This window comes from Thalassospira sp. MIT1004 (assembly GCF_001858545.1).
Classification (GTDB): Bacteria; Pseudomonadota; Alphaproteobacteria; order Rhodospirillales; family Thalassospiraceae; genus Thalassospira; species Thalassospira xiamenensis.
This window is the reverse complement of the sequence record NZ_MCAO01000044.1, coordinates 153023-175667: the sequence shown is the minus strand read 5'-3', so window position 1 is coordinate 175667 and position 22645 is coordinate 153023. Positions and strand designations below refer to the sequence as shown.

General features: G+C 55.6%; 22 protein-coding genes and 2 riboswitches. Of the genes, 6 read left to right on the top strand and 16 right to left on the bottom strand.

Going from position 1 to position 22645, the window contains the following annotated elements; all coding sequences use genetic code 11:
• Positions 1–1458: a cytochrome-c oxidase, cbb3-type subunit I gene (ccoN, locus tag BC440_RS18285; protein ID WP_037990692.1), complete on the bottom strand. Its 1458-nt coding sequence runs from the start codon at positions 1456–1458 to the stop codon at positions 1–3.
• Positions 1459–1932: 474 nt separating this feature from the next.
• On the opposite strand from ccoN, the gene BC440_RS18280 reads away from it, so the two are divergent.
• The 4 genes from BC440_RS18280 (at position 1933) to BC440_RS18265 (ending at position 5708) form a co-directional block, all read left to right on the top strand.
• Positions 1933–2376 carry a hypothetical protein gene (locus tag BC440_RS18280; RefSeq protein WP_051682292.1) on the top strand — a complete coding sequence of 148 codons (444 nt, stop codon included), beginning with the start codon at positions 1933–1935 and terminating at the stop codon, positions 2374–2376.
• Positions 2377–2426: 50 nt separating this feature from the next.
• A complete protein-coding gene (gene dapF, locus BC440_RS18275; RefSeq protein WP_071240868.1) occupies positions 2427–3272 on the top strand; it encodes a diaminopimelate epimerase in 846 nt (281 codons plus the stop codon).
• A gap of 175 nt (positions 3273–3447) precedes the next feature.
• On the top strand, positions 3448–4641 hold the full coding sequence (locus BC440_RS18270) for a phosphoglycerate kinase (RefSeq protein WP_071240867.1): 1194 nt from the start codon (positions 3448–3450) through the stop codon (positions 4639–4641).
• Positions 4642–5426: 785 nt separating this feature from the next.
• Complete coding sequence (locus BC440_RS18265; RefSeq protein ID WP_071240866.1) at positions 5427–5708, top strand: hypothetical protein; 282 nt, start codon at positions 5427–5429, stop codon at positions 5706–5708.
• 73 nt (positions 5709–5781) lie between these two features.
• Here BC440_RS18265 and BC440_RS18260 read toward each other — a convergent pair whose 3' ends face one another.
• The 10 genes from BC440_RS18260 to gpmI all read right to left on the bottom strand — a co-directional run bounded on the left by BC440_RS18260 (position 5782) and on the right by gpmI (position 16120).
• Positions 5782–6756 (bottom strand): squalene/phytoene synthase family protein, encoded by a 975-nt coding sequence (locus BC440_RS18260; RefSeq protein ID WP_071240865.1) that lies wholly within the window; start codon positions 6754–6756, stop codon positions 5782–5784.
• Between the two features lie 117 nt (positions 6757–6873).
• Positions 6874–7572 carry a hypothetical protein gene (locus BC440_RS18255; protein WP_071240864.1) on the bottom strand — a complete coding sequence of 233 codons (699 nt, stop codon included), beginning with the start codon at positions 7570–7572 and terminating at the stop codon, positions 6874–6876.
• 82 nt (positions 7573–7654) lie between these two features.
• Positions 7655–8491: an alpha/beta hydrolase gene (locus BC440_RS18250; RefSeq protein WP_071240863.1), complete on the bottom strand. Its 837-nt coding sequence runs from the start codon at positions 8489–8491 to the stop codon at positions 7655–7657.
• Between the two features lie 48 nt (positions 8492–8539).
• Complete coding sequence (locus BC440_RS18245; protein WP_007089104.1) at positions 8540–9346, bottom strand: methyltransferase domain-containing protein; 807 nt, start codon at positions 9344–9346, stop codon at positions 8540–8542.
• A gap of 75 nt (positions 9347–9421) precedes the next feature.
• Positions 9422–9613: a hypothetical protein gene (locus tag BC440_RS18240; RefSeq protein WP_007089103.1), complete on the bottom strand. Its 192-nt coding sequence runs from the start codon at positions 9611–9613 to the stop codon at positions 9422–9424.
• Between the two features lie 86 nt (positions 9614–9699).
• Positions 9700–10296 carry an RNA pyrophosphohydrolase gene (locus tag BC440_RS18235; protein WP_083379426.1) on the bottom strand — a complete coding sequence of 199 codons (597 nt, stop codon included), beginning with the start codon at positions 10294–10296 and terminating at the stop codon, positions 9700–9702.
• Between the two features lie 38 nt (positions 10297–10334).
• Positions 10335–11798 (bottom strand): divergent polysaccharide deacetylase family protein, encoded by a 1464-nt coding sequence (locus tag BC440_RS18230; protein WP_071240862.1) that lies wholly within the window; start codon positions 11796–11798, stop codon positions 10335–10337.
• 101 nt (positions 11799–11899) lie between these two features.
• Positions 11900–13162, bottom strand: coding sequence for a S41 family peptidase (locus BC440_RS18225; protein ID WP_110252604.1), 1263 nt, complete (start codon positions 13160–13162; stop codon positions 11900–11902).
• A 38-nt stretch (positions 13163–13200) separates the two neighbouring features.
• Positions 13201–14550, bottom strand: a complete 1350-nt coding sequence (locus BC440_RS18220; RefSeq protein WP_247643601.1) for a peptidoglycan DD-metalloendopeptidase family protein — start codon at positions 14548–14550, stop codon at positions 13201–13203.
• Positions 14528–16120, bottom strand: coding sequence for a 2,3-bisphosphoglycerate-independent phosphoglycerate mutase (gene gpmI / locus BC440_RS18215; protein WP_071240861.1), 1593 nt, complete (start codon positions 16118–16120; stop codon positions 14528–14530). Before gpmI ends, BC440_RS18220 begins: the two co-directional genes overlap by 23 nt.
• 274 nt (positions 16121–16394) lie before the next feature.
• A riboswitch (glycine riboswitch) is annotated at positions 16395–16494 on the top strand.
• Positions 16495–16497: 3 nt separating this feature from the next.
• Positions 16498–16625, top strand: a riboswitch (glycine riboswitch).
• Between the two features lie 70 nt (positions 16626–16695).
• Between gpmI and BC440_RS18210 the strand changes: the two genes are divergently transcribed.
• Together BC440_RS18210 and BC440_RS18205 are read left to right on the top strand one after the other, a co-directional pair.
• Complete coding sequence (locus tag BC440_RS18210) at positions 16696–18111, top strand: L-serine ammonia-lyase (protein ID WP_007089097.1); 1416 nt, start codon at positions 16696–16698, stop codon at positions 18109–18111.
• 152 nt (positions 18112–18263) lie between these two features.
• Positions 18264–18797, top strand: a complete 534-nt coding sequence (locus BC440_RS18205) for a dihydrofolate reductase family protein (RefSeq protein WP_071240860.1) — start codon at positions 18264–18266, stop codon at positions 18795–18797.
• Positions 18798–18803: 6 nt separating this feature from the next.
• Here BC440_RS18205 and BC440_RS18200 read toward each other — a convergent pair whose 3' ends face one another.
• The 5 genes from BC440_RS18200 to BC440_RS18180 all read right to left on the bottom strand — a co-directional run bounded on the left by BC440_RS18200 (position 18804) and on the right by BC440_RS18180 (position 22439).
• Positions 18804–19460, bottom strand: a complete 657-nt coding sequence (locus tag BC440_RS18200) for a hypothetical protein (RefSeq protein ID WP_083379425.1) — start codon at positions 19458–19460, stop codon at positions 18804–18806.
• 102 nt (positions 19461–19562) lie between these two features.
• The gene (rlmH, locus tag BC440_RS18195) at positions 19563–20021 is read right to left on the bottom strand and encodes a 23S rRNA (pseudouridine(1915)-N(3))-methyltransferase RlmH (protein ID WP_007089094.1); all 459 of its coding nucleotides are present in this window, start codon (positions 20019–20021) and stop codon (positions 19563–19565) included.
• A gap of 82 nt (positions 20022–20103) precedes the next feature.
• Positions 20104–20493 (bottom strand): ribosome silencing factor, encoded by a 390-nt coding sequence (gene rsfS / locus BC440_RS18190; RefSeq protein ID WP_007089093.1) that lies wholly within the window; start codon positions 20491–20493, stop codon positions 20104–20106.
• A gap of 54 nt (positions 20494–20547) precedes the next feature.
• Entirely contained in the window at positions 20548–21156 is a 609-nt protein-coding gene (locus tag BC440_RS18185) for a nicotinate-nucleotide adenylyltransferase (RefSeq protein ID WP_007089092.1), read from the bottom strand.
• Positions 21153–22439 (bottom strand): glutamate-5-semialdehyde dehydrogenase, encoded by a 1287-nt coding sequence (locus BC440_RS18180; RefSeq protein ID WP_037990525.1) that lies wholly within the window; start codon positions 22437–22439, stop codon positions 21153–21155. Before BC440_RS18180 ends, BC440_RS18185 begins: the two co-directional genes overlap by 4 nt.
• Between the last annotated feature and the right edge of the window lie 206 nt (positions 22440–22645).

Sequence of the window (22645 nt, the reverse complement as noted above, 5' to 3'; positions counted from 1 at the left end):
TTATTCGGCTGCTACGGTAGCAGGTGTGCCGATCGGTGCTTCGCGACGCAGATCACCCTTGATCGTCTTGTAGACGTTCCAGACCATGATCAGCGATCCGAGCAGGAAGAGCAGGCCACCGGTTGCACGAATGATGTAGTAGGGGTGCATTGCTTCAACGGTTTCGATGAAGGAATACTGCAGGAAGCCAAGATCGTCGTAGGCACGCCACATCAGGCCCTGCATGATCCCCGAAACCCACATCGACGTGATGTAAAGAACGATACCGATGGTACCCAGCCAGAAGTGATAGGCAACCAGACGCATCGAATAGAGGCGTTCACGATGCCACAGGACCGGGATCAGGTGATAGATCGCACCGAAGGAAACGAAAGCCACCCAGCCAAGCGCGCCGGAATGAACATGTCCGATGGTCCAGTCGGTATAATGCGACAGGCCGTTGACGGCCTTGATCGACATGACCGGGCCTTCGAAGGTCGACATGCCATAGAAACCGACGGCAGCAACCATGAAGCGCAGGACAGGGTCGGTACGCAGTTTGTCCCAGGCACCCGAAAGCGTCATCAGGCCGTTGATCATCCCGCCCCAGGACGGCATCCACAACATGATCGAGAAGGTCATGCCAAGGGTCTGCGCCCAGTCTGGAAGGGCCGTGTAGTGCAGGTGGTGCGGACCAGCCCAGATATAAAGGAAGATCAGCGCCCAGAAGTGAATGATCGACAGGCGATAGGAATAAACCGGACGTTCGGCACGTTTCGGAATGAAATAGTACATCATCCCAAGGAAGCCGGCCGTCAGGAAGAAGCCCACCGCGTTATGGCCATACCACCACTGCGTCAGCGCATCCTGCACACCCGAGAACAGCGAGTAGGATTTGGTCCCCATGAAGGAAACCGGAATCGCCAGGTTGTTGCCCAGATGCAGCATTGCGATCGTCACGATGAAGGCCAGATAGAACCAGTTCGCAACATAGATATGCGGCTCATGACGCTTCAGCAGGGTTCCGACGAACATCGCCAGATACGCAACCCACACCACGGTGATCCAGATATCAACAAACCATTCCGGTTCGGCATATTCGCGACCCTGGGTAACCCCCATCACATAGCCGAGTGCGGCCATGACGATGAACAGCTGATAGCCCCAGAAAACGAATGCCGGAAGCGCCTTGCCGCCGTAAAGCGGCGTGCGGCAGGTCCGTTGCACGACATAGAACGACGTTGCCAGAAGGGCGTTACCGCCAAAGGCAAAAATCACCGCCGAAGTATGCAACGGCCGCAGGCGACCGAAATTCAGAAATTCATTATCGAAATTAAGCGCCGGAAATGCGAGCTGCCAGGCGATGAAATCGCCCGCCAGAAATCCGACGACGCCCCAAAATACGGTCGCCAGTGCGCCCCAGCGCACAACGTCCATATTATAATTAACAGCAACTGGCGTTGATGCTGTCTGTGCCATGCTCCCCTGGCTCATGCTTGACTCCCGTTCAAGGTGTTCGGGTGAGTTGTCCCCAATCCGATCGGTCAACTCCATCAGTCCCGGCGGTGACCGGGTGCGACACATGTCATTCCCTTGCCACCTGCACCAAAAGCCCCACCGCTGCCGTGATGCGCTTTTGGCAGCATCACATGCAAAACGGACGAGGCTTTCGATTGTCAGGTGATTATGCGGGCTGAAGCCTTACGCGCCATTGATCCACGTCAATATTGGCTCGTAAAACCGCGGAACCCCTCAATCTCAAGACAAAGCTCGCCCGCATTGCGGGACAATTGATTGCTAAGCGTGTTTATGCGCGTTTGGGTCTGTAAAGGTGTTGATACAGGTCAAGGTCAACACGAAATCTTTGCGCCATGATTGCTGAAAATCGTGGGAAGAGTAGCAATCATGTCAACAACCTATCAGGCAAGACCCCTAACACATCACACGGCGGATATGACTTTTCCGCTCGTGCAGATGATGCAGACAGGTCTTACGTTTGAGCGCTGGCGTGAATTTGTTGCCGAATTCTGCACTGATCGCGCCAATAGCATGATTGGGGCCGGATGCGACGATATCCTGTGGCAACGCCCGCGTGGCATCATCGTGATTGCCAATGAACGGGGATATATCCACGGTCTGTTTTCCTATCAGGTGCGTGACGACATGTCCGAGGGACTTGTCCTGCATGTCGACAACATCATGGCCGTCGAGATTGTTTCACGACCCTATGTGCTTGATGCGATGCGCGACGCGATGAACCGGCTGGTTCTGGATCATCATTGTGCGGCGGTTCATGTTTCGGTCGGTGAAATGGAAGAACGCCTGCGCGACTATTTCAGCGGGGCCGGCTTTGTGCCGCGCAAAATCCGTTACTGTGCCCCGGCTGCCCAGCATTGACGGCGCTGACTTTGGTGGACGATATCCGCTGACACCGTTATAAGGCGGTTATGAACGGTATTCCTTTTGTCAAAATGCATGGTCTGGGAAATGATTTCGTTGTCTTTGACGGACGACGCGATCCCGCCGTGCTTGATCTTGATAACGCAACTGCGGCCCGCATCGCCGACCGCAAAACCGGAGTCGGTTGTGATCAGCTGATCGTGATCGAACCCGCCCGCGATGATCTTGCCGATGCCTTCATGCGCATTCGCAACAATGACGGGGGCGAGGTCCAGGCCTGTGGCAATGCCACGCGCTGTGTGGCGAGCATCGTCATGGGCGAACTTGGCCGCAAGGATGTCATTATCCAGACCGTCGTCGGATTGCTTGATGCCAATGGTCTGGCCGATGGTCGTGTCACCGTCGATATGGGGCAGGTCAAGCTGGACTGGCGCGATATCCCGCTGGGTCAGGCGGTTGATACCAACCATATTCCGCTGTCCTTGGGCGGTTTGTCGGATGCGGTCGGGGTCAATGTCGGCAATCCGCATGCGGTGTTCTTTGTTGACGATGCCGATTCGATTGATATCGAAAAGCTTGGCCCTGTCCTTGAACATCATGAAATGTTCCCCGAACGCGCCAATATTGAGGTTTGCAGCATCATTGGCGAAGACCGGATTCGCATGCGGGTCTGGGAACGTGGTGTGGGGGTGACGCGCGCCTGTGGTACGGGTGCCTGTGCGGCCGGTGTTGCCGCTGCGCGCCGCGGTTTGACCGGGCGGAAAACCGAAATCATTCTGGATGGTGGTCCGCTGACCATCGAATGGCTGCCCGACGATCATGTTCTGATGACCGGGCCGGTCGCGACCAGTTTCTCGGGCTTTTTGCACGGATCCCTTCTGGGACAGCATTGATTGAATTTCTGGTGCCGACCCGCAGGTAGCCTGATGGGTCGGTATCGTTCTGAATGGTTTCCCCGGTTGCACAATGCCTGTTCGTCGGGCAAAAGGGCGCAAACGGGTTCTTCGTTCAACCCATGTCGGGACGCCCCCTCCCGTCTTCTGTGAAACTCAAAAGCAGGTTCAGATAATGGCTGACTTCAATACGCTTGACGGTGTCAATGTCGCTGGCAAGCGCGTTTTGCTGCGCGCTGATCTTAACGTTCCAATGAAAGACGGTGTTGTGGGTGATACCACCCGCATCGAACGGACGGTTCCGGGGTTGATCGAACTGGCGGATGCCGGTGCGAAACTTGTCGTGATCACCCATTTTGGCCGCCCCAAGGGCGAACGCATTGCCGAAATGTCGCTTAAACCGGTTGCCGATGCGCTGGCCAAGCAGCTTGGGCGTCCGGTGAAATTCGCCGATGATTGCATTGGTGCGGCCGCAGCAGACGTCGTGAACAGCCTTCAGGACGGTGAAATCGCGGTTCTGGAAAACCTTCGTTACCACGCCGCAGAGGAAAAGAACGATCCGGCCTTTGTTGCCGAACTGGCAAAGCTTGGCGACATTTACGTCAATGATGCGTTTTCGTGCGCGCACCGGGCGCACGCCTCGACCGAGGGGCTGGCCCACAAACTTCCGGCCTATGCCGGTCGTCTGATGCAGGCGGAACTTGAAGCCCTTGGCAATGCGCTTGAAGCGCCGAAACATCCGGTGATGGCAATCGTCGGCGGTGCCAAGATTTCAACTAAACTGGATCTGCTTGGCAATCTGGTTGCCAAGGTCGATCAGCTGGTGATCGGTGGCGGCATGGCCAATACCTTCCTTGCGGCCAAGGGTGTAAATGTTGGTAAATCGCTGTGCGAACACGACCTTCTGGCAACGGCGCGCGAAATTTTTGCCAAGGCCGAAGCCGCCAATTGCGAAATCGTCCTGCCGGTCGATGGTCTGGTCGCCAGGGAATTCAAGGCGCATGCCGATCACACCATATCTGACATCAACGATGTCGATGCCGATGGCATGATCCTTGATGCCGGTCCGAAAACCATTGTCGATCTGAACAAACGTCTCGAGTCCTGTGAAACGCTGGTCTGGAATGGTCCGCTCGGCGCGTTCGAAATTGCCCCGTTTGATACCGCGACGGTTTCGGTCGCCCGGCAGGCGGCCAAACTGACCAAGGCTGGCAAACTTCTGTCGGTTGCGGGCGGTGGCGATACGGTTGCGGCCCTGCGTCACGCCGATGCCGATCAGGATTTCTCCTATGTCTCAACCGCGGGCGGTGCCTTCCTTGAATGGCTAGAAGGCAAGGAATTGCCGGGCGTTGCAGCCCTGCGTGGCTGATCCGCAAACTGCTGATTGTTAAATGCAAGACCCCGCCAATCGGCGGGGTCTTGCTGCTGACAAAGCATTCCCAATCATCCGAAATAAACCACGACGGCGGGAATCCCGTCTCTTTCAATGGGCCATGGATTCCGGGTCTGCACTCCGCTTCGCCCGGCATGACGATTTTGATCAACCGCCAAGCCACTCCAGCTCAGACAAAGCCAACCACCCCCGCTGCCCCCGGTATCGCCAAACGCCACCGACCGGACGGACCACGCCCCCCCGCTACCCCGAACAAGCACCCGTTGCTCTCGGTTGACGCCCGAAACGCAACTCACCCCAAGGGCAACAGCGTTGCTGCATGGCAGGCACACGTCCCGCCCATGATGACCGGCCTTTCGGCATCTCCAAACGAATCCATCGGCCCGCTGGCAACCGATCCTGCCAGCCGATCCCCGCCAGCCAATCCCGGCAACCCGGCCAGCCGACCCCGTGCCGATCCAATCCGGGCGCAATTCGGGCCCGCTGATTCTCGGCATTGTCACGCTTCACCGACCGGGCTGAATTGGACCGAACCAAATTGGCCCCGGCTCTCGCTGCCCCGTTCAAACGCCCTTGCCCCAAGGGCACAACTCTCCCGTCATGATAAACCACAGTTTTTCGCAAATATCCGACGGCCTTACGGCCTGATCGCACCACCCCCATAATGACTTTTCCAAGCGCCATGAACGTCCCTTTGGCGATACTGTCCCCGCCATTTCATCCCGTCAGATCGCTGCCCTGTCATCGTCTCATTCCTGTTTTTGCCGCCCGAAACGCAAAAAACCCGCAAAAGCGAATCACGCTTTGCGGGTTTTGTCTCGGGGCCCATTTGTCCTGTTGACTTTATCTTTATGCCACAAGAAAAAGAACAAATCAAGAACTATTTTCCAAAAACCCGGAAAAAGTTCCCGGAAAAAGCTCAGCACGGCAAGAAAGGTATATTTTTTAATACCTTGGGTAAGACCATCTTACTCCGCCGCATCGACTTTCAGAACGCCGCGACGGATCTGGTCTTCGTCGATCTGGCTTTGGTCATCGGTTGATTCGTTCAGCGGAATATGGATTTTGCCGCACGCGATGTGATCGCCCGGGCCCCGCCAATCGGCGGGGTCTTTGTTATCCGGGAAGGCTGTTGTTGGCGGTTTGCGCGATGATTGTGTCGCGGTCCTTCAGGAACGCCGCATATCCGTTATCCATCATCGCACTGGCCAGTTCGATATAGACGGCAAACAGGCGTGACAGGGTGTCGGTTTCTTCCGCATCAAGGATCGCCAGAAGTTCTGCCGACCGGGCCTGCCCGGTTTCAAAATGTTCCCATGCGCGTTCCAGCAGAATAGTGCCCAGGCGGTCAAGTTCGTCATATTTCTTCTGCCCGATGGCATTGCGGATTTCGCCAAGCGTGATATCGGCGGCAATCAGGATTTCGGCTGGTATCGTCACCAGCCTGTCCGGGCCTTTGATATCGTCTGGAAGGTCGCGCAGGATATGCACCACGTAACAGAAAATCGCCATGTCGCGCGCATGATAAAGCGGTGGGTTGGTCAGAGGGGATGTATATCCGATTTCGTTATCGAATCGTGCCGATAGCAGATAGACAAAAATCGATGCCGGGGCGGCGGTTGCCCCCTCGCAATAGGCGATGAAATTGTCCCATTCATCCATCGGGTCTTCGGCAACATCGCGGCGCAATGCATCGGCCAGATCAACCCACGGATCAACTTCCAGGTCGCTTCGGCCCAAAGTCAGACGCAGGGCATCAAATACCTGCTGGCTGAGCGGGCCGCTTTCGGGATGGGGGTTATCGCCATCGATCTTGGCAGCCTGGATTTGCTGCTGCCAGTGATCAATCGCAATCAGGGTGTCTTCGCGGGCATAGTCGCGTTCATGATCGGTCAGTTCAAGGAAGCCGTCATCGACAATATCGTCGATCACCCGCATCGATGCATAGGCCGCCAGAAAGAAACGCTGCCGTTCCGGGCCAAGGCGCATGGCCGCACGGTAAAGATTGGCATTTTTTGCCGCGGCAAGGTCGTTGCAGGCGGAAAAGGCATCGGCATTCGGCCCGTCTATCGGTGCTGGCATTCTTGTCATGCGGCGTTTCGTCTTTTCCTGATGATCCTTCTAGGAGTCATACAGCCTCGTTCGGGCAGGCAAAAGGGGAATTGAGCATTTCGTAAAAGATCACGGCCAAATTAAGGGGGGCTGATCCTAGAATTCCAGGCGATATCCGGCTGTCAGACCCAGCATCGCGTCAAAGCGATCAAGCGCACCGGTATTCGGATCAGGGGCAAGATCACTGGTCAATCGACCATGTAACCCGATCCAGATATCCTGAAACGGCATATAGGACAGGCTGGCGGCAATGCCCGCATCATCCGTCCCCGAAGGGTTGCCGGGATTGCCCGAAAAGTTATGGCGGTAAAAGCTACCGGGGTGGTGCGTGGGGGTGACATCAAAATCATTGCGTTGGTCGGTGCCAATGCTTTGCCCGATCGGGCCATTCAGTTCGAAAACCGGGCCAAAGGCAAAGCCCAGATCCGGGCGTGGGGCGTAGCCAATTCCGAACTGGGCCGCAATGCCGTTGTTAGTCGTTGGCTGGCTGTCGATTTCAAACCACAGAAGCGATGGGTCACTTTCCCCATCGGTGGATGGATTGTTCAGGACAATGCCGTGATTTCGACGAGGGGCGAAATAATTGCTCATCCCGCCAGGCAGCGCGGCGGGCAGTATTCCGGGGACCAGTGAATTTGGCGAACTGTCAGTCTGGGGCATGCCAATTGTCACACCGGTTTCATCTGGCGTGGCGGGCTGGATCGACTGGGCACGGGCTGCGTGCGAAAAACCGCCCGTTGTCGCGGCAACGGCAAGAATCGCAACAGACCACGCAATTGGACTTGATACATGCATATCTCGTGTTCCGACAACCTGATCGCAACTGGTGCACATCCCCTTGTGCAAACAAATTCTGGATGTTTCCGGCCCCGGTTTGTCAGTCGGCAAGGAACGCCTTGATGGCTTTTATCTGTTCCTCGTCATTCAAATGGGGTGCATGTCCGCAATTTGCTACAGTTAAAATCGGCATTTCCGGTTTTTGTTCCCGCATTTTTTCGACAATGGCGGGGGGAATCAGATCAGATTTCGCACCGCTGATCAGCATCACCGGGCAAGAAATAGCGTTGAATTGATCCCATGCATCAAAAGAATCAATATGTTCGGCAAAGACGCGCATGACTTCGGGATCATAATGCATCATGAAATTTCCGTTCGGCAGACGTCGCACCGAGCGCGCGGAAATAAATGACCAGGTGGCTTCGTCGGTGATGCCAAACGGCGCATAGATCAGTTTGACGATTTCTTCGACATCATGGATCGTTTCAAATTCCGGGGTGGCCCCGACATAGGATTTGATCCGTGCGACTGCCGCAGTGTCAAGTTCCGGTCCGATGTCATTTAAAACCAGCTTTTCGATCCATCCGGCGGCTTCGGCGGTCATGGCAAGCCCGATCAACCCGCCCATTGACGTTCCGATCCACTTGCAGCTTGAAATCCTGAAATGTTCAAGCATTTCGAAGGTCTGTGCGACATAGAAGGGCAGGGTATATTCCCGGTCGGGATTCTTGGCCCATCCCGAAAGCCCGCGTCCGATCATGGACGGGCACAGGACAAAATACGTATCAGTGAAATGCGGCGCGACATGATCAAAATCATCGGCCAGTCGCGCCAGACCGTGGCTCATGACAAGGGCTGGTTTTTGGGGATCGCCCCACGTCCTGACATGAATTTCATAGCCGCAACAGGGAATAAAATGGTCACGGAAGGCGGGCATGGGGTGCTCCGTTTGTAATGCCCGCCAATAGAGACTTTAGCGTCGAATTTATGCGTCGCGTTTGCGGGCGATCATGAATAACCGGTTGAATGGAAACAGTGTGACGCCATCATCACGCGGCGGATAGACCTGTTTCAAGCGGGTTTTGTATTTTTCACAAAATGCGGCGCGCGCATCATCATCGGGCAGGGCGGCAAGAACCGGGCGCAAGGCGGTCGATGATGTCCAGTCGAAAACGGGGTCTTCCCCATGCAGGACATGGCAATACTGGGTCTGCCACAGGTCAATGGCATCGCAATCGGCGGACAGGACATCAAAATAGTCGCCCGGTCGCATGATCCGGATTTGCTGGGTCGCCCCGGCAACCGCATCGCGCCATTCAATTCCGGCTTCGCCAATCAACTGATGACTGGGTGCCAGGAAATTGTTCGGCACCTGAATGGCCAACAGTCCGCCGGGACGCAAAAACCGTGTCAGGCGGGGGAACAGTTTGGCATGTTCGGGAATCCATTGCAGGGCGGCATTGGAAAACAGGATATCAACCGGGCTATCCGGTTCCCATTGCGCGATATCGGCCTGTTGCCATTCGATATTCTCGTCGCGCTTGGCGGCTGTTTCCAACATTTCTGCTGAAGAATCGATCCCGACAATCTGGACATCGGGATTTTCCGGTGTGCGATACGCCTGATCAAGCAACGCGGTGATGGATCCCGGCCCGCAGCCAAGATCGACAATGTGACGTGGCAAAAAGCCATCCGCCGGTTTGGGCAGACGGGCAATCAGGTCTTTTGCCGGGCGGCGACGTTCATCGCCAAAAAGACCGTAACGAACAGGATCCCAGTGTGTATTGCTCATACTCTGATCCATAACGTGCCCGGTCCCGAAAGAAAACCTCAAAGGCGATGTCGACCGATATCTCGGCGGCAGACCTTATTTATGCCCGTCTTTTTCCAGCTGGTCATAATGTCCCTTGATCAGTGCGAACATGAACAGCACCGCACCAAAGAACAATGCCAGGCCCACAAAATAGGAATATCCATCATGTGATCCCGAAGCATAGAACAGGCCGAAAATCCCCACCACAATCGTCAGGACACCGAAGATCAAGCGATCCGCACCCATCTTAGAACTCCTCTAAACTTCTGATGTATCTTGATTTTCTGCAATCTATCGATTTGAGCGTATTGATCAAGAGATAACGTGGCGTCTTATGCCGTCCCCAAATTTCGAATTCTTTGAGGTACATCACGAAATATTTCGACAAGTTGCAAATAAACCGGTCTTTTGAACGGGACAATCAGATCGGGCAAAGTTCCGAAATCGGTCCAGCGCCATGCATCAAATTCAGGATGGGGAACATCAATTTTGATATGTTTTTCCTTGCCCGTAAAGTGCATGGCAAACCATTTCTGTTTCTGGCCGCGATACTTGCCGCCAAATGCCTTGCCAATCAGGTGATCGGGTAAATCATAGGTCAGCCAGTCGGGCGTTTCGGCAACGATTTCCGCCTTGTCGGTGCCGATTTCTTCGGACAATTCGCGAAGCGCTGCCTGTTCGGCGGTTTCGCCATCATCTATCCCGCCCTGTGGCAATTGCCATGCGCCTTCAAACCCGATCCGGTTGCCGATCCAGACCTGTCCCTCATCGTTAAAAAGTGCGATCCCGACACAGGGGCGATAAGGCAGGTCTTCTGCGGTCAGCGTTGATTTGTCCGTGCTGCCGGTTTTTATCTTCTGATCCCCGGCCTTCTGATCATCGTCGGCTTTGGCTGCCTTCTTTGATTTGCCGCCCGATTTCTTCGCCATCAATACCCCCTGACAAACCGCATACGGTGGCGGTGTCATCAATTTTCGATTGTTTCACTTTCGCCGTCACCAGTATCGGACGGGGCGGCATCCTTTTGGGCGCGTTCTTCGGCCAATGCGGCGTCACGCCGGGCGGCTTCCGCCTCGTCCGCAGACTGCGGTGTGACCTGCAATTTTGCAAGCGCCGAAACCGGTGCAAGCTGAACGCCCTGGCGGGCAAGTCGTGACGACCAGTTCCGAAGGCGCTGTATGGTCACCGGATAGGATTGCGCAATTCCGACGGCAACGCCGTTGCTTTTTGCCAGTTCGACCAGATCGTTAAGCCGGGCGTCGATTTGTCGGCGACTTGGAATTTCGTCGATCATGATGTTGCCAACGGCATTCGGACTATCGGCATTCGATGCCAATTGCGCGCCAAGGCTCACGGACCCGGAATTGGTACCTTCAACATACATAAGACCGGTCCGGTCGACGAATTCGATCACTGGACGGATGGCGCTATCGAGGCTTCCGAACTTCGACCCAAGATAACTGACGACACCCGCGTAGCCCGGGAACCGTGCGAGCAACCATTCAAGTCGCACAAGGTTTTCCCCTTCCGGCAGGCTGGTCAAAAGCGCGCGCGGACCGGGATCAGATAGCGGGAAGTCGATCGGCTCCATCGGCAACTGCAAGAATATCTCGTGGCCCATGGCGCGGGCATCGGCGGCGACCTGTTGCAGATTGTTGGCATAGGGCGACAGCGCCAGCGAAATGTTCAGCGGCAAATCTTCGATTGCCGCCTTCGTTCTGGTGCTGTTCAGGCCTATACCGGTCACGATGATCGCGACATAGGGCTGGCCTTCAACCCGTTCGAAGGGCCGTTTATAGGCATCAAACGGCGTTGTGCCATCATCGGCAATCCGCGGAATACGACCGAAACTGCCTTCTTCATCCAGACCAGGAAGCGGAGCCGGGCGCAGGGGATCGGGTTCTATCGGCTGATCAAGTGCACCTTCTTCGGCAAGGGCGGCGAGTTCTTCCGGGGTTGGTGTTGTCGTGCCATCCACTGCGCCCTCCTGACCGGGGGTGCCAACCAGATCTGAAACGCCTTCAAGCTGTCTGGCGATGTCTTCGGCACTTTGCGGATTGTTGGGATCACTAGCGGCTTTGGCCAGTGCTTCCTGCTCGGCGCGTGTGCGTTCTTCGACGTCGCGCACACCTTTGGCGATTTCTTCCTGAAGCTCGCGCTCGGTCCCGGGAACGGCGACGATGGTTTTGGGTGATCCAAGATGAAACAGCCGCCAGCCGGTTTCAGGATCAAGGATCGGGATAAGTCCGACACCCGCCGCGGCAATCGGGCTTAAAAACAGCGCAATGATCAGGAGTTTTGACAGCCACCAGCGCCGTGATGGCGGATGCTTTGGCAGACGTTCCCATTGAACCTCGATCGGCAGCTCGTTAAAGGGAAGATCCTCGTCCGACAGAGCGTCTGAAACATCATCTGTTTCAGGGTCGCCCATGTCATCAAGAGGACCCCGTTCCTTCTTTCGGCCAAACCGTAAGGATTTTATGAGTTTCCTGATCACGAAAGGTCAGTCTCTTTCGGTCTGCGGATCGCACCTCACCCTTGCGGGCGGGGTGCGAACAGGGCGATGCCCCGGATCATATCAAGTGCACGGGACAGCTGATAATCTTCCAGCGCTATTTCCTCGGCAGCATTGCGGCGATCATTGGCATCGCTTTCGGCGTTGCTGATGGTTTCATCCTCGTTGCGCAATGCACCATTCAGATCGGCTTCGGATCGGCGCTGGGCGGCTTCGATGCTTTCGACACGGGCCTGCGGGACAATGATGTCAGGCACGATGCCGACTTCCTGGATCGATTTGCCCGACGGCGTGTAATAGCGAGCCGTGGTCAGACGCAGTGCCACATTGCCGGGCATCGGAAGGATTGTCTGAACCGATCCCTTGCCGAAACTGCGTGTTCCCATGATGACCGCGCGGCGGTGATCCTGAAGGGCACCGGCAACGATTTCGGATGCGGATGCCGAACCGTCATTGATCAGAACGATCATGGGAAGTCCGTCGGCAAGATCGCCCGGACGGGCATTGTAACGTTCGGTATTTTCGGTATCGCGCGGGCGGGTTGATACGATTTCACCCTTATCAAGGAAGGCGTCCGAAACCGAAATCGCCTGATCGAGCAAACCACCAGGATTGTTGCGCATGTCAATCACAAGGCCCTTGATTTCCGGGCCGATCTGATCGCGCAACTCGGTGATCGCACGTTGCAGGCCGCTAAAGGTCTGCTCGTTGAATTTGGTGATACGGATATATCCGACATCATCCTTTGCTTCGGATCTAACCGACTGAATCTTGATCACGGCCCGGGTCAGGGTGACATCAAACGGTGCGGTTTCACCCTTGCGCATGATGGTCAGGATAATGTCTGTATTGACCTTGCCGCGCATCATTTCAACCGCTTCGTTCAGGCCAAGACCACGGATCGGTTTGCCGTCGATATGGGTGATGAAGTCACCAGGTTGCAAACCGGCCTTTTCGGCGGGCGTGTCATAAATCGGGGAAATGACTTTGACAAAGCCTTCTTCCATCGTGACTTCGATACCAAGCCCACCGAATTCACCGCGGGTATCGACCTGCATTTCCTCGAAATTATCCATATTCAGATAGGAGGAATGTGGATCAAGCGATGTCAGCATGCCGTTGATGGCTGCTTCGATCAGCTGCTTGTCATCGACTTCTTCGACATATTTCGATTTCACCTGTTCAAACACATCGCCAAACAGGTTCAGCAGCCGATAGGTTTCGGCTGATGTTGTTGGTGAAGATTGCGCCAGCGCGGGCGAAGCAAGGCCCAAAGTCATGCCGGTAGCGAGTGCGAATACTGCCAATCGAGAGGTTTTCATCCACTTACCTTGCCGTTTTTCGAGGCCAGCCAGGGAAGCGGATTGATCGCTTCACCGTCATGGCGCATCTCCAGATAGAGTTTAGGCGATAATTCACCCATTATTCCAACAGGTTCACCCGCCAACAGATATTGTCCTACCACACTGTCGAGCCGATCAAAACCAGCGATAAGGCTATGGTATCCTTCGCCGTGTTCGATAATCAAGAGGCGGCCATAGCCACGGAAGGGCCCGGCGAATACAACTTTGCCGTCAAAGGGCGATACGACCTGCGCGTTTGGGCGTGTGTCGATCTCGATCCCTTTGGAATGTGTAACCGCCAATCCGTCCGGTCCGCGGGACCGTTCACCAAACAATGTAACGACCTTGCCGCTTGCGGGCATACGCAATTGTCCGTGTGCCAACGTGATCGAACTGCCGACAGAAAGCTCTTCATCATTTGCCGATGATGTCTTGCTGGCAGGGGCTGTTTTTTCCGCAGGGGTGGCGGGCGGCTCGTTTCGGGCAATTGTCGATGGGGCCGGGGCCGGTTTGGGTTCCGTGCGCTTGGCGATCTGGCGTTCCGGTTTCATGCGAGGTTCGGGAACGCCTTCCGCCCGCTTTTTCAGGCTTTCCAGAAGATCGCCCAATGATTTTGCCTCGGTCGCCAGTTCATTGACGGCACGCGATGCCATTTTGGCCTCGGCCTCGGTTTCCGAACGCAGTTTGCGCTTTTCGTTAAGCAGGGCGGCCAGTGACTGGCGCTCTGCCTGTAATTCTTTGGTGGCGGCTGCCATTTCGCTGCGGCGCGTGCGGATGTCTTCGCGAAGGGTGCCGATTTCTTCAAGCTCGGCGCGCAAATCGCGCGCATGCTGTTCAACACCGGGCAGGGCGGCCTTTAACAGGATGGCTGACCGCAATGTATCCTGCGGGCTGGTCGGAAGGGCGATCACAGCTTCGGGCGGGGTGGTCGACAAACGCTGCAAGGCCATCAGGATGCGGGCATATTGCCCGGCTTTGTCTTCAAGGCTGGTGGCGGCCCGCTTTTCGCGCACTTCAAGTTCGGCAAGCTGATCTTCAAGATCGGTCAGGGTTGTTTCAAGGCGCTGGGCGCGTCTGGCGACCGAAATGGCTTCGGATTGAAGCGCCTGTTCCTCGGTCCAGAGTTCGCGCGATTTGCGCGCCAGGAATTCTTCCTGCTTTTGCTGCTCTGACAACTGGCTTTCAAGTTTATCAAGCTGACTGTCGACCTTGCGTAGCGACTGGGCAAAAGACGGCGCTGCCCCGCCCGCGATCATGGCTGCAATCACAGCCAGCGCAGGCAGGGCGGTCTTGGAACGCAGATCAGTTCGCAAGAAGCGCATCATTCCCTTTCAAACCCTTGATCAACGGTTTGCCGGTCATTTCCGCCGGTTGCGGTAGCCCGAGAAGCTGCAATAAAGTCGGTGCCACATCGGCCAGTCGACCATTTTCCAGTGTCGCGCCTTCGGGTCCATTCACCAGAATGGTCGGCACCAGATTAAGCGTATGCGCGGTGTGCGGCTCGCCGGTTTCCGGATCCACCATCATCTCACAGTTCCCGTGATCGGCGGTAACGAACATCACGCCGCCCACCGATTTAACCGCATCAACAACCTGTCCAAGGCAGGTATCGACCGCTTCGGCGGCCTTCATCGCGGCGGACAAAATGCCGCTATGGCCGACCATGTCGGGGTTGGCAAAGTTCAGAATGATCGCGTCATAGGTTTCAGCCCTGATCGCCGCCACCAGCTTTTCGGTCACTTCCGGGGCCGACATTTCCGGCTGCAAATCATAGGTCGCGACCTTGGGCGATGGCACCAGAATACGGTCTTCGCCTTCGAAAACCTGTTCTTCGCCGCCGTTAAAGAAGAAGGACACATGCGGATATTTTTCGGTTTCCGCGATGCGCAACTGCTTCATGCCAGCCTTGGAAACGACTTCACCAAAGATATTTGGCAACACCTGCGGCGGATAGATCGCATCCATATATTTTGCATGGTCGGATGAATATTCAACCATACCGGCCTGCACAGCAAATCTGATCGGGGTGCCACGGTCAAACCCGTCAAAGTCCGGTCCGCAGATCGCGGCCAGAATTTCACGCGCGCGGTCGGCCCGGAAATTGGTCATCAAAAGCCCGTCGCCGTCTTTCATGCCGGCATAATCGCCAATCACGGTCGGCAGAACGAATTCATCCGTGGTGTCGGCATCATAGGCTGCCCTGATTGCGGCTTCGGCACTTTCAGCGGTGCGGCCATCGGCGTAATTCTTGCCCTTTACCATCGTGAAATAGGCCTGGCTGACTCGTTCCCAGCGATTGTCGCGGTCCATCGCGTAATAGCGCCCGGTGACGGTCACGATTTCAACATTGGCATCACCGATCAGTGCGCGGAATTTTTCAAGGAATTTGGCGGCACTTTTGGGGGCGGTATCGCGGCCATCCAGGTAGGCATGGATTTTTACCGGCACACCGGCCGATGCGATGATTTTGGCAAGGGCCGCCATATGGGCCTGATGGGAATGCACCCCGCCTTCGGACAGAAGCCCGGCGATATGACAGACACCCCCGCTTTCTTTCAGCTTGGCGATAACCTTTTTGACCGTATCGGTATCTGCGATCGAACCGGTTTTGACAGCCTCGTCAATTTTTGGCAGTTCCTGCATCACAACCCGGCCGGCACCAAGATTCATATGGCCGACTTCGGAATTGCCCATCTGTCCTTCGGGCAGGCCGACATCAAGACCGCAGGCTTTCAGAAAGCCGGTCGGATTGTTGGCATAAAGCGCGTCCCAAACAGGGGTATTCGCCAATGCAACCGCATTGTCCTTGCTTTCCTCGCGATAACCCCAGCCATCCAGAATGCACAGCACCACCGGACGCGGGCGCTTTACGGTATTTGATACAGTCACAATCATAATCCCACGAACTAAAGTACACGAAATAAGGTAAAAGGCTGAATTACCGGTAAAGATGGTTATTTTCCGGTAATTTTGCCATCCGTACAAAGACGCCGGGCGCGGTGGGTCCGCCATCAGACGCTGCCAATCATAGCATTTTCAACGCGCAATCTATCATGAATGCCGGTATTGAACAGCCTTCCGACCGGGTATTTTTTGTGCGCTTGCAAAGTCGCTTTTTGACAAGGATCATCACCTGCCTGTAATCTCGGGCGTTACGGTGATACCTCGAATAACCGCGATGGGAGAGCCCGCTTTGATCCCGCGATCAGATCGGCGCCGAAGGAGCAATAGCCCCGAAAACTCTCAGGCAGATGGACCGTTGCGGATTGAGGCTCTGGAGAGAGAAAGCGGTACGGGGCCAACGCCCGGCACCATATTTCCACCGAAGGATGAAGCCATGGCGTCAAAGACTTCTTTGTTTTTGGCAACAGGGCGCACAATCTCAGGTCAAGGGACAGAGGGGGCAAGACACCGGTTCTATAACGTCATGTGGCATTGATCCGCATGACAAAGAGCCGTGGGAGGCCCATTTGACCGAAGAAAATAAGCAGCGTCCGCAAGACGTTAATCTTTCCGTTGTCGATCTTTATACCATCGGGATTGGCCCATCGAGTTCGCATACGGTAGGCCCGATGCGCGCGGGCTATCGGTTCTGTCTGGAACTCGAAGCCCGGAATCTTTTGGAAAAAATCGGCTCGGTGATTGTCGATCTTTACGGATCGCTTGCTCTGACCGGCAAGGGCCATGCCACCGATACCGCGGTGATCATGGGGCTTTCGGGGGAACGACCGCGTTCGGTTGATCCAGACCGGATCGCACCGACAATGGATGCGATTGATAAAGATCACGCATTACAGCTTTACGGCGCGCACCCGGTTGCTTTCAACCGGGATACCAACCTTGTTTTCCATATGACCGAAAGCCTGCCCGAACATCCCAATGGCATGCGGATCACCGCCTTTGACCGTGATGGTGTTGTTTTGCACAAACAGGAATATTTTTCGGTTGGGGGTGGGTTTATCGTCTCGGGCGATGATCGCGGCGCGGAATATTCCGGCGATAATATCACGCTGCCTTATCCCTTTTCCTCGGCCGATGAACTGATGGCGATCTGTAAAAAGGAAAAGCTGTCGATTGCCGAAGTCATGGCCGAAAACGAAAAAAGCTGGCGTGAACCTGCCGAGACCGAGGAATTTGTCGACCGCGTGCATCGCGCGATGATGGATTGTATTGAGCGTGGCTGCAAAACCGATGGCATTCTGCCCGGCGGGTTGAATGTCAAACGGCGTGCGCGCAAACTTTACCTTGAACTGACGGAACGGCCAGAAGCGGGGCTTAAGGACCCGTTGACCGTGATCGACTGGGTCAATCTTTATGCCCTTGCGGTTAACGAAGAAAATGCTGCCGGTTCGCGCGTCGTGACCGCCCCGACCAACGGGGCGGCGGGTGTTATTCCCGCCGTGCTGCGCTATTACGAACGGTTCGGGGCCAATGTGACACAGGGCAAAATACGCGAATTCCTGTTAACGGCGGCGGCCATTGGTTCGATCTATAAAAAGCGTGCGTCGATTTCGGCCGCCGAAGTCGGTTGCCAGGGTGAGGTCGGAGTGGCTTGCTCAATGGCGGCAGGAGCGCTTTGTGCCGTCATGGGCGGTACACCCGAACAGGTTGAAAACGCCGCCGAAATTGGCATGGAACACAACCTTGGCCTGACCTGTGATCCGATTGGCGGTCTGGTGCAGGTACCCTGCATCGAACGCAACACCATGGGGGCGGTCAAGGCGATCAATGCTGCCCGTCTGGCAATGCGCGGTGATGGTCAGCATACCGTGTCACTCGATAAGGTAATCGAAACCATGCGCCAGACCGGCATTGATATGCAAAGCAAATACAAGGAAACCAGCCAGGGCGGGCTAGCGGTCAATGTCAACGTGGTCGAATGTTGAGCTGACAGTTTGAAATACCGACCAAACACCCTCGAAGCCACCGTTTCGGGGGTGTTTTTCATCCGGCCTGATTCTTGCCACCTTGCGCCTGCAATCTGATATCATTGAGAAATCAAAAACGGGGCAAAGACCCCGAACAGGTTGGGCAAAGCATGAAAAAGAAACTGTTCCGCATCTATATCGCGGTCAGTCTGGATGGCTATATCGCGCGCGCCAATGGCGCGGTTGACTGGCTTGATCAATTCGATCCGGCCGAGTTCAATTTCGAGGGCTTTCTGGGCACCGTGGGAACACTGATCATCGGGCGAAAAACCTTTGATCAGGTGATGGAATTTGGCGACTGGCCCTATGAAGATCGCCGCACGATTGTGCTGACATCGCGCGATTTGCCCGATAACCGCCCGGCCAATACAGAGGCCTATGGCGGTAGTCTTGTGGAACTGGCAAGCCAGCTTCGCGATGACAGGTCCGATACCGGTGATATCTGGATCGTCGGTGGGGCCAGTGTTGTGACCCAATTCCTGTTTGGCGGCCTTGTCGATCAGCTTGAAATGTTCATCATCCCCGAAATTCTCGGTGATGGCATCCGGCTGTTTGGCCGGGATGCTGTGGGCACGACACTGAAACTGGTGGCATCGGAGCACTACAAGTCCGGTGTCGTGCGCATGCAGTATGATTTGCGTTAAAGCCGGTTACTTAAGCGTTTCCAGTTTTTCGGTAATCTTTGAGGAAAGTTCGCGTAGGGCATTAACAGCACTGCTTTGCCAGTCGCTGTCGAGGACCATCTGCATCTTTTCCTGATAGCTGTCGGTGACTGTAACCGGTTCGCCCTTGTTCAGTTCGTTGCCCTTCAACGTCACTTCGGACTTGTTATGCACCGTGACCTGCCAGAAACCGGGTTCGAACCATGACCAGAACTTGATCAGGTCGGCATCGACGGAGTCGGCGCTGTCATATTCGGCGTCCCCCGGTTCAAGAACACGGTATCCGGCCTGTTTGAAGCCGTTGGAGATTGCCTTGTTGACGGCATCGGCAACGGTTTTGCCTTCGGGTAGCAAAACATCTCCCAGTGCCATTCCGTAGGTGTTGCGTTTTCGGGCATAGGCACGCGATGTAAAGGTGACATCATCAATCTCGTCATTCGACAGCGACGGGATATCCGGTGTTGACGGATCAATCTCGAATTGGCGTTTGTCTTCGACCGAAACGATTTTAACGGCCGGCCCAGTCGCCGGGTTCTCAATTTTGGCCGGTTCCTGAATTTCGACAACGCTACGCGAAGCTGCGCACGCGCCGGTCAGCATTGCCAAACCGATAGCGGCGGCAATCTTTAAGTATCTGTTTTGCATCGTTAATTCCCCTACTCAAACAGATAGAGAAATACCCATGGACAAATTTTGAAACAACTTATCCAAGAGTGGGGGAACCAATGCTTTTGGTGACTTTGGGGATTATTCCCGGTGATAGGGGTGGTTGGTCTGGATGGCGTGGGCGCGGAAAAGCTGCTCGGCAATAAGGGCGCGCACCAGCATATGGGGCCATGTTGCCTTGCCAAGCGACCAAAGCGTATTGGCGCGTGTTTTGATAGCGTCCCCATGCCCGTCGGCCCCGCCAATGGCAAAGGCGATATTTCCGGCATATTGATCGATCCAGCCTTCAAGCTTTGCGGCAAAATCGATGGAGCCATATTCGCGGCCATGCTCGTCAAGTGCGATCAAAAAGGCATTTTCGGGGATGACGCCCAGTAAAAGCTCCGCCTCGCGGTCTTTGAGCTGATTGGGGGGCAGCTTTTTCTTCTCTTCGACTTCCCGCACGGCAAAGGGCCAGCGCAGGCGGGCTGCGTAATGGTCAAAAAGATCTTTCTCGGGGCCGTTTTTCATTCGGCCCACCGCAGCAAGGGTAATTTGCATCTTTCCGATCTGGCTCCGGCCCGCAAGGGGACCACCGATGGCCAATCCCCGCGGTGGTCAGGGCAAACCGGGGCGGACTGTATTAATACAGTCGCGCCGCCTGCTGTTTAAGCGCCGGATTTTCAACGCCCCACATCTGTTCTATGTTGTAGAAAGCGCGAACTTCCGGGCGGAACAGATGGACGATGACATCGCCGGCATCAACCAGAACCCAGTCGCCCTGTTCCTTGCCTTCGGCCTGGGCACGGCCCTGACCTGCTTCTTTCAGCTTTTCGACAATATGCTCTGCCATCGACGCCACCCGTCTGGAGGATGACCCGGTTGCAATGATCATATGATCGGCAAGGGAGGTTTTATCGATCAGATTAATGGTGACAAGGTCTTCGGCCTTGTCGTCTTCGAGCGTGCTCTGGATAAGGGCAAGAAGCTCGCCCGGGGTCAGAGTCTTTTTTGCGGTACCTATGGTCGCCACCTCAATTTACGCAAGAGAGCCCGATCCGTTTCGGATCCGGGGAACTCCCGCCGGTCAAACCTGCCATCTGCCTTCGGCGCGGATTGCGGTCGAAGAAGCCGGATGGCGCTTTATTGGCAGGTAAACCCAGGCCGGAACATCGAGATCGGCCAGCAAACCCGCCCTGTCCGATGGGATGCGCCAGCGTTCCATACGCTTGGCTGCCGTCCCGGACAATGCCTTGTTAGAATACCCCTCGCGGTCAAGAACCGCAATGGGAGCGCGCAAAATCAACCTGTCCCACCATTTCCATTTATGAAACTGGGCCAGATTGTCCGCCCCCATCAGCCATACGAACCGCGTTCGGGTAAAACGACGCTGCAAAGCTGCGAGAGTGTCGGCCGTATAACGGGTTCCCAGTTCTGATTCAATTGCAGAAACAACAATGCGGGGATGCTTTGCCATCATCAGCGCCGAATCGAACCGGTCGGCAAGGTCGGCCATACCCTGGGCGGGCTTGAGCGGGTTTTGCGGCGACACCAGCCACCAGACTGCATCAAGTTGCAGGGTTTTCAAGGCTTCCAGCGATATATGCAGATGCCCTTCATGCGCCGGGTTAAACGACCCGCCCAGCAATCCGACGCGGGGCGGGGCACTATGACTTCTGGGCGTCGAAAAACTCATGGGCGGGTCTGGCCGGTGCCGCGCACGATGTATTTATAGCTGGTCAGCTGTTCGACTCCGACCGGGCCGCGTGCATGCAGCTTGCCCGTCGAAATGCCAATCTCGGCCCCCATGCCAAATTCGCCGCCATCAGCGAACTGTGTCGATGCATTGACGATCACGATGCCGGAATCAACACCATTGAGGAACGTCGCGGTCGCATCGGTATCCTCGGCCAAAATGGCGTCGGTATGATGCGATCCATATGTGTTGATATGGTTGACCGCTTCTTCGACGCCATTGATGACCTTGATCGACACAATGGCATCAAGATATTCGGTGATCCAATCATCGTCCGTGGCAGGCAGGATGCGGGTGTCTGCCTTTTGCGCGCTGGCGTCCCCACGCATTTCACATCCCTTGTCGGCAAGGGCAGCGGCAATTTTCGGCAACAGATCATCGGCAACCACCTGATCAATCAGGATGGTTTCGGTCGCACCGCAAATGCCGGTCCGGCGCATCTTGGCATTCACCACGATATCGACGACTTTGGTCACATCCGCACTGGCATGGACATAGGTATGGCAAAGCCCTTCCAGATGCTTGAACAGGGGAATCCGGCTTTCATCGGTAATGCGCGATATCAGCGACTTGCCGCCGCGCGGGACGATGACGTCGATGTAATCGGACAGTTTCAGCATCTCGCCAACGGCGGCGCGATCCGTCACCGGGATCATCTGAAGCGCATGTTCGGGCAAACCGGCATCGAGAATACCGGCAAGCATGCAGTCAAAAATCGCGCGGGATGAATGGAAGCTTTCCGAACCACCGCGCAGGATGGCGGCATTGCCCGATTTGATGCACATGGCACCGGCATCGGCCGTCACATTCGGGCGGCTTTCATAAATGATGCCGATCACGCCAAGCGGCACAGACACGCGCGCGATATCGAGCCCGTTGCGTTCGGGGCTCCAGCGGGCAAGTTCGCGACCAACCGGATCGGGAAGGTCGGCAACTGCTTCGACCCCGGACGCCATGCTTTCGATGCGTGCAGGGTCAAGCGCAAGACGATCAAGCAATGCTGGCGTCAGGCCCTTTGCACGGCCTGCTTCCATGTCGCGTGCATTGGCGGCCAGAATGATATCGGCATTTTCGCGGAGTTTCCGGGCGGCGGCCTTAAGGGCAGCGGTTTTTGGTTCGGACGGGACCTGTGCCAGTTTCAGCGAAGCTTCACGGGCATTGATGCCCATGTCGTGCATCAGTGCTGCGATGTCCTGGGTTTCGATGCTGGCAAGTGCCGTCATGGTCCTGGTTCCGTTCCTTGAAGATGTCCCGCAGGCCGGAATTCCCGGGGCGGGCTTATCGCAATTTTATCGACAATTTGACAAAATATCCCTCTGACCGCGTAACTGCAATCATCTAGGAACGATAAATCAATGTTTTGCGAACTATTCCGTAGACGGCAAGACATGCTTTCTTGTCCGACTTGCTTGCCAAATCGTTGATTACG